Below are 14,392 nucleotides of genomic sequence, written 5' to 3' on the forward strand. Positions count from 1 at the left end.
TTCAGCAAACGCCGGGCAAACCGACGTTCGCACCTGGCGACCGGCCACGCGCCTGTACGCCAGGGCATCTCGCCCGTACAATGCTCCGTCACTTCTCGTCATCAGCAACCGACAACGGTCAACCATGCGCACCAGTCAATATTTGCTCGCCACACAGAAAGAAACGCCTTCCGACGCCGTCGTGATCAGCCATCAGCTGATGCTGCGTGCCGGCATGATCCGCAAGCTCGCTTCTGGCCTGTATACCTGGCTGCCGATGGGCCTGCGCGTCATGCGCAAGGTGGAAGCCATCGTTCGTGAAGAGATGGACGCCGCTGGCGCCCTGGAAGTATTGATGCCGGGCACCCAACCAGCCGAGCTGTGGCAGGAATCGGGGCGCTGGGAAGAATACGGTCCTGAACTGCTGCGCATCAAAGACCGTCACGGTCGCGACTTCTGTGCAGGCCCGACCCACGAAGAAGTGATCACCGACCTGATGCGCAACGAGTTGAGCAGCTACAAGCAGCTGCCGATCAACCTGTATCAGATCCAGACCAAGTTCCGTGACGAGATCCGTCCACGCTTCGGCCTGATGCGCGGTCGCGAATTCATCATGAAGGACGCCTACTCGTTCCATGCCGACCTGGCTTCGCTGCAAGTCACCTACGACCGCATGCACCAGGCGTATTGCAACGTGTTCACCCGCCTGGGCCTGAAATTCCGTCCGGTCGAAGCCGACAACGGTTCCATCGGTGGCGCCGGTTCCCACGAGTTCCACGTACTGGCCGAGTCCGGCGAAGACGACATCGTCTTCAGCAACGGCTCCGACTACGCCGCGAACATCGAGAAGGCCGAAGCCGTCCCTCGGGAAACGTCCCGCGCCGCACCGACCGAAGAGCTGCGCCTGGTGGACACGCCGAACGCCAAGACCATTGCCCAGTTGGTGGAAGGCTACAACCTGCCGATCGAGCGCACCATCAAGACCCTGATCGTGCGGGCGGAGGAAGCCGGCAAGCTGATTGCCCTGATCGTCCGTGGCGATCACGAACTGAATGAAATCAAGGCCGCCAATCAGCCAGGCGTCGCCAGCCCGCTGGTCATGGCCACCGAAGCCGACCTGCGCGACGCCATTGGCGCCGGCGCCGGCTCCCTGGGCCCATTGAACCTGCCACTGCCGATCATCATCGACCGTTCGGTGGCATTGATGAGCGACTTCGCCATCGGTGCCAACATCGACGACAAGCATTACTTCGGCGTGAACTGGGAACGCGACCTGCCGGTTCCAACCATCGCGGACCTGCGCAACGTCGTGGCCGGCGACCCGAGCCCCGATGGCAAGGGCACCCTGGAAATCAAGCGGGGCATCGAAGTCGGGCACATCTTCCAGCTGGGCAACAAGTACAGCAAGGCGATGAAGTGCGAAGTGCTGGGCGAGAACGGCAAGCCGGTCACCCTGGAAATGGGTTGCTACGGCATCGGTGTTTCCCGCGTGGTGGCCGCCGCCATCGAGCAGAACAACGACGAGAAAGGCATCATCTGGAGCGACACGCTGGCGCCGTTCCAGGTGGCCCTGGTGCCGCTGCGCTATGAAACCGACCTGGTGCGCGAAGCCACCGACAAGCTCTACGCCGAACTGACGGCCGCCGGCTTCGAAGTGCTGCTGGACGACCGCGACAAGAAAACCAGCCCCGGCATCAAGTTCGCGGACATGGAACTGATCGGCATCCCCCACCGGATCGTCGTCAGTGACCGTGGCCTGGCCGAAGGCAACCTGGAATACAAGAGCCGCACCGAGGCCGAGCCGCAAGCGCTGCCGGTCGCCGACGTGCTGTCGTTCCTCCAGGCCCGTATCCGCCGCTGACACCAGATAGAGACGTCATGTTCAAGCGAAACACCTTAGGCCTCGGTGGCGCCGCCCTGTGCGGCGCCCTGCTGGTCAGCGGCTGTGCCAACCAAATGTCACAACGCAGCGAGCACGAAGAGCGGGTCGAGCGCAAATTGCTCGACCACAACCTGCAAATCGACGTGGGCGAACCCAAGGTGCTCGACCTGCCGCAGCGTCGGGTGCGCATCAACGAGCAGAAAACCTTCGAAGTCACCGAGTTCGAGGTTACCCGCCATTACGATCGCTACACACCGTACCAACCCTGGCGGGAGCTCTACGAGATTCCCCTGGGCGCGGTGGCCGTCGTGGCTGGCATCGGTGCGAACGTGGTCAATGTGTTCGCCCTCGGCAACCTGCCGGACACGGCGACCCGTGACTGGATCAGCTACGGTTTCGCCGGGCTCAACCCGTTCATGAACGTCCCCTCCCATGGCCGTGCCCAGCAGAACCTGGCGGGCATCGACGAAGTCCAGCGCGACAAGCGTACGGAACACTCGAGCCTGCCCTGGAGCGAACGCCCGGTGGAGGTCAAGGCCGCCCGGCAGACCTTCGAGCTGAGCACTGACCGTAACGGCGTGCTGCGCTTGAACCTGCTGGAAAGTCCGTTCGCCGAGCAGGACCTGAGCCAGTTCGGCAAATTGCAGATCAGCGTGACGGATGCCCAGGACGAAGTGCACACCGACTCATCCCTGAGCATCAGCAGCACCTTGCGCAGCAAGCTGGTGGAAGCTCATGCGTTGATCTACGACGACCTGGAAGACGACGAGGTGAGCCAATGGGTTCATCGAGTCAAGCGCCTGTCGGAGCTGGGGCTTGAAGAAGAGGCCAGCGAACTGGAGCAGAGCCTGATCGAACTGACGCGCAACGATCCGGAGTTGCAGACCGAGTTCATGAAAGCCCTGACCAAGGATGGCGGGCGGTTGGTGGCGGATCCTGGCACTAACTGAAATATCCCCTGCGACAAGGGGATTGTGTGAGGGCAAGACCTGTGGGAGCAAGGCTTGCCCGCGATGACGTTCTCAAGGACGCTTTCGCGAGCAAGCTTTGCTCCCACAGGATTCCCTTGCCACAAGGACCGCGCCAAACAGGACACTCATCATCAGTCTCGCCGCTCGAACAACTCCAACTGCTCGAACCCTCCCCGCAAATCTTCCAGCCGCACCCCGATCCCCAATAACCGCACCGGTTTGCCGCCCCGGTTGAACGCCTGGGTCAGCAGCAACTGGTAACTGCCCAGGTCCCGCCCTGCCCCGGCCTGTTCCAGTGTGGTCTGGGTGAAGTCGTGAAACTTCACTTTGACGAACGGCTTGCCCGGTCGATAACTGCTGTCGATCCGCGCCATGCGCCCTTTGAGGGTTTCCATCAGTTCCGGCAGTTTGTCGAGACAACTCACCAGGTCGGGCAAGTCGACATCGTAGGTATTTTCGACGCTGATGGACTGCCGTCGGCTGTCGTTGTGCACCAGACGCTCATCGATCCCACGGGCCAGGCTCCAGAGCCGCTCACCGAAACTGCCGAATTCGCGCACCAGCGCCAGCTTGTCCCACTGACGCAACTGCAGGCAATCGACGATACCGAGCCGGTTCAGCTTATCGGCGGTGACCTTGCCTACACCGTGGAGCTTGCTGACCGGCAGGGCCGAGACGAAGTCCTCGACCTGGTCCGGGGTGATGACAAACAATCCGTTGGGCTTTTTCCAGTCACTGGCGATCTTGGCCAGGAACTTGTTCGGCGCGACGCCGGCGGACACGGTGATGTGCAACTGGTTGGAAACACGTCGGCGAATGTCCTGGGCGATGCGGGTGGCGCTACCGCCGAAATGGGCACTGGCAGAGACATCCAGGTAGGCCTCGTCCAGAGACAGTGGCTCGATCAGGTCGGTGTAATCGCTGAAAATCGTATGAATTTCCTTCGACGCTTCCCGATAGGCCTCCATCCGTGGCTTGACGATGGTGAGGTCCGGACAGAGCTTCAAGGCGTGGCCGGAAGACATGGCCGAGCGCACGCCGTAGGCCCGCGCCTCGTAGTTGCAGGTGGCAATCACACCCCGTCGATCCGCCGATCCCCCCACCGCCATGGGCTTGCCGGCCAGCCGTGGATCATCGCGCATCTCGATAGCGGCATAGAAACAGTCACAGTCGACATGGATGATTTTACGTTGAGTCATAGAAAAACAGGGGTGTGGGACGAATCGGACCACCAGTATCGCACCGGCACCTGTATATAGCACCAGTAGTTTGAAAGATCCTTCGTCGGGTTCCGAAAACACCTACACATATTTACTTCTTCAATCGCAACGCCCCCTCCAATAGAGCTTCAGCCCTTGCCAGGCCTGCGTCACAGCGTCGTCACAATGCCCATACGCAAGGCTAAGCGCTTGAAGCGGAACAGGTTTTTTTGACGCCGGGGTTGACAGCGGCTCGTTCCTCTGTAGAATGCCGCCACACAGACGCGGGATGGAGCAGTCTGGTAGCTCGTCGGGCTCATAACCCGAAGGTCGTCGGTTCAAATCCGGCTCCCGCAACCAAACACCAAGAAAGGCTGCTCGAAAGAGTGGCCTTTTTTGCGTCTGGCGAAAAAAGCTCTACATTACAAAGATTTTGTAATTATTTTCCTTCGCGGGGATTGGTAACTTGGCTGGATACCCCCATCCTGTCGCGCATAGCTCAAGAGGTGATTGATGCGCGCCCACTCGTCTGACCCGCAAGACTCCGTTACTGCGACACAACCGATCAAAGCCGAGCGACTGCGCTGGCTGGATCGGATCAGCCAGTACCGCCAGCCCATCGGCCTCGCGGTCACGCTGCTGCTGTTTGCGATTGCATTGATTGCTTGCCGCCATCTGCTGAGCGAACTCGATCTGTACGCTCTGCACGACTCGATTCTTGAAGTGCCCCGGCCCGCCCTGCTTGGTGCGATCGCCGCCACGGTCGTCGGCTTCATCATTCTTCTGGGCTATGAATGGTCCGCCAGCCGTTACGCCGGTGTGACGCTGCCGCCACAAACCATGGTCCTGGGCGGGTTCACCGCGTTCGCCATCGGTAACGCCATTGGCCTGTCGCTGCTGTCGGGAGGGTCGGTTCGCTACCGCCTGTATGCGCGCCATGGCCTGGGGGCATCGGATGTCGCCCATATGACGCTGTTCGCCAGCCTGTCCCTGGGCTGCGCGTTGCCGCCGCTGGCGGCCCTGGCGACACTCAGCAACCTGCCCGCCGCGTCTGCCGCGCTGCACTTGCCTGCCGCCTTGCTGGGGACCATTGCCGCGGCGGTGCTGCTGCTCACCAGCGTATTGGCCATCGGCATTTACCGCCGGCGCCTGCCGGAACAGCCGCATCGGGACAGCCTTCTGGTAAAGGCCGGGCGTCGCACGCTGCGCCTGCCGGGTCGACGCCTGACTTTCCTGCAACTGGTGATCACCGCGCTGGATGTCGCCGCGGCCGCCACCGTGTTGTATCTGTTGCTGCCCGAGGCACCGCCGTTCGGCGCTTTCCTGCTGGTGTACCTGCTGGCCCTGGCTGCCGGCGTACTCAGCCATGTACCGGGTGGGGTCGGGGTATTCGAGGCGATCCTGCTGGCCGCGTTCGCCGACAAACTCGGTGCCGCACCGCTGGCCGCCGCGCTGTTGCTGTATCGCTTGATCTACGTGCTGCTGCCGATGCTGGTGGCCTGCGTGTTGCTGCTGATCAACGAGGCGCAACGGCTGTTCCAGACCCGCCAGAGCCTGCGGGCGGCGTCGGGTTTCGCCGCGCCGATCCTGGCGGTGCTGGTGTTTCTCTCCGGCGTGGTGCTGCTGTTTTCCGGCGTGACACCGGAAATCGACACTCGCCTGGAGCACATCGGCTTCCTGATCCCCCATCGACTGGTGGACGCTTCGCACTTCGGCGCCAGCCTGGTGGGCGTGTTGTGCCTGTTGCTCGCCCAGGGCCTGCGCCGTCGCCTGTCGGCCGCCTGGATGCTGACCACGGTTCTGTTGCTGGTGGGCGCCCTGCTCTCGCTGCTCAAGGGCTTCGACTGGGAAGAAGCCACGCTACTGACCCTGACGGCCGCCCTGCTGGCGGTATTCCGGCGCTCCTTTTATCGTCCGAGCCGCCTGACTGAACTGCCGTTTTCCCCGCTGTTCCTGATCGCCAGCCTCTGCGTGCTCGGCGCGTCGATCTGGCTGCTGCTGTTTGCCTATCAGGACGTGCCCTACAGCCATCAACTGTGGTGGCAGTTCACCCTCGATGCCGACGCCCCTCGCGGCCTGCGCTCGCTACTGGGCGCCGCGGTGCTGCTGGTGGTGGTATCCCTGACCTGGCTGCTGCGCACCGCGCGTCCGGTGATCCATCTGCCGACGGCAGAGGAACTGGAGCGGGCCAAGACGATTCTCATGGCCTCCTCGCAACCCGACGGCGGCCTGGCGCTGACCGGTGACAAGGCGCTGCTGTTCCACCCCAACGACGAGGCGTTCCTGATGTATGCCCGCCGTGGTCGCAGCCTGGTGGCGCTGTATGACCCGATCGGTCCGACCCAGCAACGGGCCGAAATGATCTGGCAGTTCCGCGACCTGTGCGACATCTACCATGCCCGTCCCGTGTTCTATCAGGTGCGCGCCGAAAACCTGCCGTACTACATGGACATCGGCCTGACGGCCATCAAGCTGGGCGAGGAAGCACGGGTCGACCTCAAGCGTTTCGATCTCGAAGCCAAGGGCAAAGAGATGAAGGACTTGCGCTACACCTGGAACCGCGGCACCCGTGACGGCCTGTCGCTGGAGATCCACGAACCGGGCCAGGCGCCGATGGATGAGCTCAAGGTCATTTCCGATGCCTGGCTGACTGGCAAGAACGTGCGGGAAAAAGGTTTCTCCCTGGGGCGTTTCAGCGATGACTACCTCAAGCATTTCCGCATCGCGGTGATTCGTTTCGAAGGCCGGCCGGTGGCGTTCGCCAATCTGTTGGAAACCCACAGCCACGAACTGGCCAGCCTCGACCTGATGCGCGCCCACCCCGAGGCGCCGAAACTGACCATGGAGTTCATGATGGTCGGCCTCATCCAGCATTATAAAAACCATGATTACGCCCGCTTCAGCCTCGGCATGGTCCCGCTGTCGGGCCTGCAACCGCGACGCGGTGCGCCGTTGACCCAGCGCCTGGGCTCGATGGTGTTCCGCCGTGGCGAGCAGCTCTATAACTTCCAGGGGCTGCGCCGCTTCAAAGACAAATTCCAGCCTGACTGGGAACCTCGTTACATGGCCGTGCCCGCCGGACTCGATCCGCTGGTGGCGCTGGCCGATACTGCCGCCCTGATTGCGGGCGGCCTGACCGGACTGGTGAAACGCTGATGATGCAACGCTCCTGGCGATATGTAGTGGCCGCCCTGCTGGTGCTGGCCGTGATTCTCGGTGGCGGTTACTGGTACTGGAACCGCCCGGCCCCGCAACCAACCCTTGAACAACTGGCGCCCGCCGATGGCGCAGCGCTGACCCGGGTCACTCCCGGCACCAAGGCACGTGCCCGGGTGCTGGTGGCCGTCAATGAAGACCAGAAGCTCAACGACACGCAATTGACGACCCTCAGCCGCAGCGGCTCGGCCCAGATCGTCCAGGTGATCCTGCCCAAGGACTGCATGTTGCAAGGCCGTGCACTGCAGGCCGGCCTGAGAGAGCTCCAGGGCCCGGCCACGCTGGTCAGCGGCATCGGCCCTGGCGCCGTGCTGGCCTGGCGCTGGCTGGCTGAACAGAAGGACGACAAGGCCAAGGCCGTTTCAGTGGACCTGGCCCTGGAAAAACCCGGCTGCACCCATCTGCTGCCCAAAAAGGCAACCCACGGCCATTGGCTGGTGGCTTGGAACGATAACCCTGACGACACCAGCGCCGGTTTCGTACGGGACCAATCGAATGCCGAGACCAGCATCAGCGACTACGACATCAACCTGCCACAAGTGCTGAACAACGAACTGCGCAAGATCCTGGTGGGCACTGACAAGGCCAAGGGCGGCCTGAGCATCCCGGTAGTGGAAGTCCCGGCCAGCCAGACACGGGACACCGTCACCCTGTTTCTCTCCGGAGATGGCGGCTGGCGCGACCTGGACCGCGACGTCGCCGATGAAATGGCCAAGATCGGCTACCCGGTGGTCGGCATCGACACCCTGCGCTACTACTGGCAACACAAGAGCCCGGAGCAGAGCGCGGCGGACCTGACCGAGCTGATGCAGCACTACCGGCAGATCTGGGGCACCAAGCGCTTCATCCTGACCGGCTATTCCTTCGGCGCCGACGTGTTGCCGGCCATCTACAATCGCCTGCCGGCCACCGAGCAACAACGAGTCGATGCGATCATCCTGCTGGCCTTCGCCCGCACCGGCAGCTTCGAGATCGAAGTCGAAGGCTGGCTTGGCAACGCCGGCACCGAAGCCGCCACCGGCCCGGAAATGGCCAAGCTGCCGGCCGATAAAGTGGTGTGCATCTATGGCGGTGAAGAAGCCGACGAAAGCGGCTGCACCGACAAGACAGCCGTTGGCGAAGCCATCAAGCTGCCCGGTGGCCATCACTTCGACGAAAACTACCCGGCCCTGGCCAAGCGCCTGGTGGACGAGATCAACGAGCGGCAGAACAAGGTTGCCGAACAGTAAGTCGATACACGCCTGACAAAAAGCCTCGGCAGCCTTGCGGTTGCCGGGGCTTTTTTGTCGCTGCGGGATTTACACAGGCCCCTCCTGTGGGAGCGAGCTTGCTCGCGATAGCGGTGGCATATTCAACATCTTTGCAAACTGACACTCCGCTATCGCGAGCAAGCTCGCTCCCACAGGGGCTTCACTTTGGCATCAGCCTGTGTGTCGCCCACAAAAAAGCCCCCGCCGCCGCAAGGCAACGAGGGCTTTTGTTTTCCTGATGCTACATCTCGACCTGCGTCCCCAGTTCAATCACCCGGTTCAACGGCAGGTTGAAGAAGCGAAGGTTACCGTTGGCATTTTTCAGCATGAAGGCGAACAGTATCTCGCGCCAGCGGGCCATGCCCTCAAGCTTGGAGGCGATGACGGTCTCGCGACTGAGGAAGTAGGTGGTGCGCATCGGGCTGAAGTCCAGGTCATCGAGATGACAGAGCTTGAGCGCCTGCGGAACGTCCGGTTCGTCGGTGAAACCGAAGTGCAGGATCACCCGGAAGAACCCCTCGCCATAGGCATCGACCTCGAAGCGCCGCTGCGGTGGCACCCGGGGAATGTCTTCGTACACCACGGTCAGCAGCACCACCTGCTCATGCAGCACCTGGTTGTGCAATAGATTGTGCAACAGCGCGTGAGGCACGGCGTCCGAACGCGCGGTCAGGAACACGGCGGTGCCCTGGACCCGGTGCGGCGGCTGCACGCGGATGCTGCTGATGAAGATCGGCAGCGGCAACGCCCCCTCATCCAGGCGCTCTACCAGCAATTGCTTGCCGCGCTTCCAGGTGGTCATCAGCACGAACAAGGCAATACCGGCGATGACCGGGAACGCACCGCCCTGGATGATTTTCGGCACGTTGGCGGCGAAGTACAGGCCGTCCACCAAAAGGAAACCGAGTAGCACCGGAACAGCCAGCAGCGGCGGCCATTTCCACAACAGCAGTATCACGGCGGACACCAGGACCGTGGTCATCAGCATCGTACCGGTCACGGCCACGCCGTAGGCCGAAGCCAGTGCGCCGGAAGATTCGAAACCCAGCACCAGCAGCACGACACCCACCATCAGCGACCAGTTCACCGCACCGATGTAGATCTGGCCCTGCTCGGCGCTGGAGGTGTGCTGGATGTACATGCGCGGGATGTAACCGAGCTGGATCGCCTGGCGCGTCAGGGAGAACGCGCCGGAAATCACCGCTTGCGAGGCAATCACCGTGGCCAGCGTCGACAGGCCCACCAACGGCAGCAGCGCCCAGCTCGGCGCCAGCAGATAAAACGGGTTGCGCGCCGCTTCCGGGTCGCCCAGCAACAACGCACCCTGGCCGAAGTAATTGAGCACCAGCGCCGGCAACACCAGGATGAACCAGGCACGGGCAATCGGTTTGCGGCCGAAGTGCCCCATGTCGGCGTACAGCGCTTCGGCGCCGGTCAGCGCCAACACCACGGCACCGAGGATCGCCACCCCCATGCCCGGGTGAACCATAAAAAAACGCACGGCCCAGGCCGGGTTCACCGCCTGCAGCACTTCCGGATGTTGAGCGATGCCGTACACGCCCAGGGCGCCAAGCACCAGGAACCAGGTCACCATGATCGGGCCAAACAGGGTGCCGATCCGTGCAGTGCCGTGGCGCTGGATCAGGAACAACCCCACCAGCACCACCAGCGACAAGGGCACCACCCAGTGATCGATGCCTTCGAACGCCAGGCCAAGACCTTCAATGGCCGAGAGCACGGAGATCGCTGGCGTGATCATGCTGTCGCCGTAGAACAGCGCCGCGCCGATCAAGCCGCAGATCACCAGGAATGTCCGCAGTCGCGCCCTTCCCGCCGCGGCTCGCCGCGCCAGGGCGGTGAGCGCCATGATCCCGCCCTCGCCCTGGTTGTCGGCGCGCAGCACGAACATCATGTACTTGATCGACACGACCCAGATCAGCGACCAGAAAATCAGCGACAGGATCCCCAGCACCCCATCGTGATTGACAGGCACGCCATAGGCACCGGAAAACACTTCCTTGAGGGTGTACAACGGGCTCGTACCGATGTCGCCATAAACCACTCCGACCGCCGCGACCAGCATGCTCAGCGGCTTCGCTGCCGAATGCTCGGCACCTGCCACCTGACTACTTGCATGACCCATCCAACACTCCCGTTTCCCAGACCTGTCTTCTCGAACGAAGCACTATGCTTTGTTGAGGCAGCATGCGCTGTTTTACGCATTGTTACAGACGTTTTATTGACTGTAGCAATCGCCAGAACGCAAAGGCGCGAAGCATAGCGCAGCACTCGTCGCATTTCCCGGTATAAAGCTGGTCAAGTGCGTCGACCCTGGATAGAATTGCGCACTTTTTGATCAGAGGCGCGCCAGGCGCCCTGTCTCGGCAAGAGACGATCCCCCTACACCGAGGTTAGACATGTCCACCACTACCACGCCAGCCAATCCGAAGGTTGGCTTCGTATCCCTGGGTTGCCCGAAGGCTCTGGTCGACTCCGAGCGCATCCTGACCCAGCTGCGCATGGAAGGCTATGACGTCGTGTCCACGTACCAGGACGCCGACGTGGTCGTGGTCAACACCTGCGGCTTCATCGATTCGGCCAAGGCCGAGTCCCTGGAAGTGATCGGCGAAGCCATCAAGGAAAACGGCAAGGTCATCGTCACCGGCTGCATGGGCGTGGAAGAAGGCAACATCCGCAACGTGCACCCAAGCGTGCTGTCCGTGACCGGGCCGCAGCAGTACGAGCAGGTGGTCAACGCCGTGCATGACGTGGTGCCGCCACGCCAGGACCACAACCCGCTGATCGACCTGGTGCCGCCACAGGGCATCAAGCTGACCCCGCGCCACTACGCCTACCTGAAGATTTCCGAAGGCTGCAACCACAGCTGCAGTTTCTGCATCATCCCGTCGATGCGCGGCAAGCTGGTGAGCCGCCCGGTGGGCGATGTGCTCGACGAAGCCCAGCGCCTGGTCAAGGCCGGCGTCAAGGAGCTGCTGGTGATCTCCCAGGACACCAGCGCCTATGGCGTCGACGTGAAATACCGCACCGGCTTCTGGAACGGCGCGCCGGTGAAAACCCGCATGACCGAACTGTGCGAAGCCCTCAGCACCCTGGGCGTCTGGGTCCGCCTGCATTACGTTTACCCGTATCCGCATGTCGACGAGCTGATCCCGCTGATGGCGGCCGGCAAGATCCTGCCGTACCTGGACATCCCGTTCCAGCACGCCAGCCCGAAAGTCCTCAAGGCCATGAAGCGCCCGGCTTTCGAAGACAAGACCCTGGCCCGCATCAAGAACTGGCGCGAAATCTGTCCGGACCTGATCATCCGCTCGACCTTCATCGTCGGCTTCCCCGGGGAAACCGAAGAAGACTTCCAGTACCTCTTGGACTGGCTGACCGAAGCCCAGCTCGACCGTGTTGGCTGCTTCCAGTATTCCCCTGTGGAAGGCGCACCGGCCAACGATCTGGACCTGGACGTGGTGCCGGACGACGTCAAGCAGGACCGTTGGGAACGCTTCATGGCGCACCAGCAGGCCATCAGCTCGGCGCGCCTGCAAATGCGCATCGGCCGTGAAATCGAAGTGCTGGTGGATGAAGTGGACGAGCAAGGCGCCGTGGGCCGCTGCTTCTTCGACGCGCCGGAAATCGACGGCAACGTCTTCATCGACAACGGCAGCAACCTCAAGCCAGGGGACAAGGTCTGGTGCAAGGTGACCGATGCCGATGAGTATGACTTGTGGGCTGAACAGATCGGTTGATCTGCCGCGCTTTACAGGCTGCTGCAATACTTGTGGGAGCCGAGCTTGCTCGCGATGGCGGTGCATCAATCAGCATGAATGTTGGCTGACACGACGCTATCGCGAGCAAGCTCGGCTCCCACAGGTTCGTTCATCGCCAAAAAATTGAAAAGCCTCGCCATCCTCACAGGATGCGGGGCTTTTTTACGGCTATCGTATGGAGAAACCCAGCACATCCAGCACAAGGAACAGGCGGACATGCGCCAGCATTCGGTCATCCATACACCGAAACCGAGCGATTACCAGGAACTGACCCAGGTTTGGGAGGCGTCGGTTCGGGCCACCCATGAGTTTCTGCCAGACAGCTACATCGAACTGCTGAAAAACCTGGTGCTCACCCGTTACCTGGATGCGGTGATGCTCATTTGCACCCGGGACGCGCGCCAGCGGATCACCGGCTTCGCCGGTGTCGCGGCTGGCAAGGTCGAGATGCTCTTCATCGCCCCGCAACACCGTGGCCAGGGCCTGGGCAAGCTGTTGCTGCGCTACGCCATGGAACACCTGAACGCCAATCAACTGGACGTCAACGAACAGAACCCGCAAGCCTTGGGCTTCTATCTCAAGCAAGGCTTCGAAGTGGTCGGGCGCTCGGCAAAAGATGGCATGAACCAGCCCTACCCATTGCTGCACATGCGCTACAAGCAGCCCGATCTGAAGGCCGGACGCGGCTAAAAGTTGCATGAGGCAAATGGACCCGCGATTAACCGGCCCCAGGCAGGTACAATGCCCACCCTCTTTTTGTTACGGCCCCCGTCATGACTGACCCGATTCGTCTCTCCAAACGCCTCATCGAACTCGTCGGCTGTTCCCGTCGCGAGGCTGAGCTGTTCATCGAGGGCGGCTGGGTCACCGTGGATGGCGAAGTGATCGACGAACCGCAGTTCAAGGTAACGACCCAGAAGGTCGAACTCGACCCCGGGGCCAAGGCCACCGCGCCGGAGCCAGTGACACTCCTGCTGAACGCCCCGGCAGGCATGGACGCAGACGCCGCGATGGCCTCCCTTGGCCCGCAGACCCTGAGCGAAGAACATCGCTTCGGCAAGCGGCCGCTCAAGGGCCATTTCCTGCGCCTGACCGCCAGTGCCGACCTGCAAGCCAACGCCAGCGGGCTGCTGGTGTTCACCCAGGATTGGAAGATCTTGCGCAAGCTTACCGCCGACGCCGCCAAGATCGAGCAGGAATACGTGGTGGAAGTCGAAGGTGACATGGTCGCCCATGGCCTCAATCGCCTGAACCATGGCTTGACCTACAAGGGTAAGGAGCTGCCGGCGGTCAAGGCCAGCTGGCAGAACGAGAACCGCCTGCGCTTTGCCATGAAAAACCCGCAGCCCGGCGTGATCGCTCTGTTTTGCCAGGCGGTCGGGCTCAAGGTCGTCGCCATTCGCCGTATCCGCATCGGCGGCGTGTCCATTGGCAAGGTGCCGCTGGGCCAGTGGCGCTATCTGTCCGCCAAAGAGAAATTCTAATTTTTTCCGGCGCCGCACCGAACGCAGGCGCCCACTGCCGATTGATCAGGACTGCACACATGATTCACAACGACGTACTGCGCAGCGTGCGCTACATGCTCGACATCAGCGACAAGAAAGTCATCGAGATCATCAAGCTGGGTGGCCTGGACGTCTCCCTGGCGGACCTGGCGGGCTACCTCAAGAAAGACGAGGAAGAAGGCTTCGTGTTCTGCCCTGACGAGGTCATGGCGCATTTTCTCGATGGCCTGGTGATCTTCAAGCGTGGCAAGGACGAAAGCCGTCCGCCCCAGCCGATCGAAGTGCCAGTGACCAACAACATCATCCTCAAGAAACTGCGGGTGGCCTTCGAGCTGAAGGAAGACGACATGCACGCCATCCTCAAGGCCGCCGAGTTCCCGGTGTCCAAGCCGGAACTGAGCGCGCTGTTCCGCAAGTTCGGCCACACCAACTACCGCCCGTGTGGCGACCAATTGCTGCGCAACTTCCTCAAGGGCCTGACGCTGCGCGTTCGCGGCTGACTTTGAAGGACAGCTGAATCCTGGGGGCTTTTGTGACGAGGGAGCTTGCTCCCTCGCCGCAGAGGACCGTGTCGATTTCAGCTCTCGCGTTATCATGCCCTCTCCATCCCG

At 62.0% G+C, this 14,392-nt stretch carries 10 protein-coding genes and 1 tRNA gene; 9 read left to right on the forward strand and 2 right to left on the reverse strand.

The features are described from left to right. Window positions 1–124 precede the first annotated feature (124 nt). Window positions 125–1,840, forward strand: coding sequence for a proline--tRNA ligase (locus BLU85_RS07230; RefSeq protein WP_092205440.1), 1,716 nt, complete (start codon window positions 125–127; stop codon window positions 1,838–1,840). A 17-nt stretch (window positions 1,841–1,857) separates the two neighbouring features. Continuing rightward, window positions 1,858–2,811, forward strand: coding sequence for a YceB family lipoprotein (locus tag BLU85_RS07235; protein ID WP_092205439.1), 954 nt, complete (start codon window positions 1,858–1,860; stop codon window positions 2,809–2,811). A gap of 152 nt (window positions 2,812–2,963) precedes the next feature. On the opposite strand, the gene dinB is transcribed toward BLU85_RS07235, so the two are convergent. Beyond that, entirely contained in the window at window positions 2,964–4,031 is a 1,068-nt protein-coding gene (dinB, locus tag BLU85_RS07240; protein WP_092205438.1) for a DNA polymerase IV, read from the reverse strand. Between the two features lie 283 nt (window positions 4,032–4,314). Between dinB and BLU85_RS07245 the strand changes: the two genes are divergently transcribed. The 3 genes from BLU85_RS07245 (at window position 4,315) to BLU85_RS07255 (ending at window position 8,476) form a co-directional block, all read left to right on the forward strand. Beyond that, window positions 4,315–4,391, forward strand: a tRNA-Met gene (locus BLU85_RS07245). Between the two features lie 153 nt (window positions 4,392–4,544). Then, window positions 4,545–7,187 (forward strand): bifunctional lysylphosphatidylglycerol flippase/synthetase MprF, encoded by a 2,643-nt coding sequence (gene mprF / locus BLU85_RS07250; RefSeq protein ID WP_092205014.1) that lies wholly within the window; start codon window positions 4,545–4,547, stop codon window positions 7,185–7,187. Then, window positions 7,187–8,476 carry a virulence factor family protein gene (locus tag BLU85_RS07255; RefSeq protein WP_092205015.1) on the forward strand — a complete coding sequence of 430 codons (1,290 nt, stop codon included), beginning with the start codon at window positions 7,187–7,189 and terminating at the stop codon, window positions 8,474–8,476. Before mprF ends, BLU85_RS07255 begins: the two co-directional genes overlap by 1 nt. Before the next feature lie 262 nt (window positions 8,477–8,738). On the opposite strand, the gene BLU85_RS07260 is transcribed toward BLU85_RS07255, so the two are convergent. After that, window positions 8,739–10,580 (reverse strand): potassium transporter Kup, encoded by a 1,842-nt coding sequence (locus tag BLU85_RS07260; protein WP_371128527.1) that lies wholly within the window; start codon window positions 10,578–10,580, stop codon window positions 8,739–8,741. A 334-nt stretch (window positions 10,581–10,914) separates the two neighbouring features. Between BLU85_RS07260 and rimO the strand changes: the two genes are divergently transcribed. From rimO to BLU85_RS07285, 4 genes are all read left to right on the forward strand, one after another. Continuing rightward, window positions 10,915–12,255: a 30S ribosomal protein S12 methylthiotransferase RimO gene (rimO, locus tag BLU85_RS07270; protein ID WP_092205017.1), complete on the forward strand. Its 1,341-nt coding sequence runs from the start codon at window positions 10,915–10,917 to the stop codon at window positions 12,253–12,255. Window positions 12,256–12,492: 237 nt separating this feature from the next. Next, entirely contained in the window at window positions 12,493–12,966 is a 474-nt protein-coding gene (locus BLU85_RS07275) for a GNAT family N-acetyltransferase (protein ID WP_072410535.1), read from the forward strand. A gap of 83 nt (window positions 12,967–13,049) precedes the next feature. Beyond that, on the forward strand, window positions 13,050–13,760 hold the full coding sequence (locus tag BLU85_RS07280) for an rRNA pseudouridine synthase (protein ID WP_092205018.1): 711 nt from the start codon (window positions 13,050–13,052) through the stop codon (window positions 13,758–13,760). A gap of 59 nt (window positions 13,761–13,819) precedes the next feature. After that, window positions 13,820–14,281 (forward strand): YehS family protein, encoded by a 462-nt coding sequence (locus tag BLU85_RS07285; protein ID WP_053182473.1) that lies wholly within the window; start codon window positions 13,820–13,822, stop codon window positions 14,279–14,281. Window positions 14,282–14,392: the final 111 nt, after the last annotated feature.

It is taken from the genome of Pseudomonas sp. NFACC14 (assembly GCF_900106885.1).
Taxonomy (GTDB): Bacteria; Pseudomonadota; Gammaproteobacteria; order Pseudomonadales; family Pseudomonadaceae; genus Aquipseudomonas; species Aquipseudomonas fluorescens_AA.

What these genes read in the sequence shown, in the direction of transcription:
- BLU85_RS07230 (WP_092205440.1), top strand. Translation starts at nt 125, where the DNA reads ATGCGCACCAGTCAATATTTGCTCGCCACACAGAAAGAAACGCCTTCC.
- BLU85_RS07235 (WP_092205439.1), top strand. Translation starts at nt 1,858, where the DNA reads ATGTTCAAGCGAAACACCTTAGGCCTCGGTGGCGCCGCCCTGTGCGGC.
- dinB (WP_092205438.1), bottom strand. Translation starts at nt 4,031, where the DNA reads ATGACTCAACGTAAAATCATCCATGTCGACTGTGACTGTTTCTATGCC.
- mprF (WP_092205014.1), top strand. Translation starts at nt 4,545, where the DNA reads ATGCGCGCCCACTCGTCTGACCCGCAAGACTCCGTTACTGCGACACAA.
- BLU85_RS07255 (WP_092205015.1), top strand. Translation starts at nt 7,187, where the DNA reads ATGATGCAACGCTCCTGGCGATATGTAGTGGCCGCCCTGCTGGTGCTG.
- BLU85_RS07260 (WP_371128527.1), bottom strand. Translation starts at nt 10,580, where the DNA reads ATGCTGGTCGCGGCGGTCGGAGTGGTTTATGGCGACATCGGTACGAGC.
- rimO (WP_092205017.1), top strand. Translation starts at nt 10,915, where the DNA reads ATGTCCACCACTACCACGCCAGCCAATCCGAAGGTTGGCTTCGTATCC.
- BLU85_RS07275 (WP_072410535.1), top strand. Translation starts at nt 12,493, where the DNA reads ATGCGCCAGCATTCGGTCATCCATACACCGAAACCGAGCGATTACCAG.
- BLU85_RS07280 (WP_092205018.1), top strand. Translation starts at nt 13,050, where the DNA reads ATGACTGACCCGATTCGTCTCTCCAAACGCCTCATCGAACTCGTCGGC.
- BLU85_RS07285 (WP_053182473.1), top strand. Translation starts at nt 13,820, where the DNA reads ATGATTCACAACGACGTACTGCGCAGCGTGCGCTACATGCTCGACATC.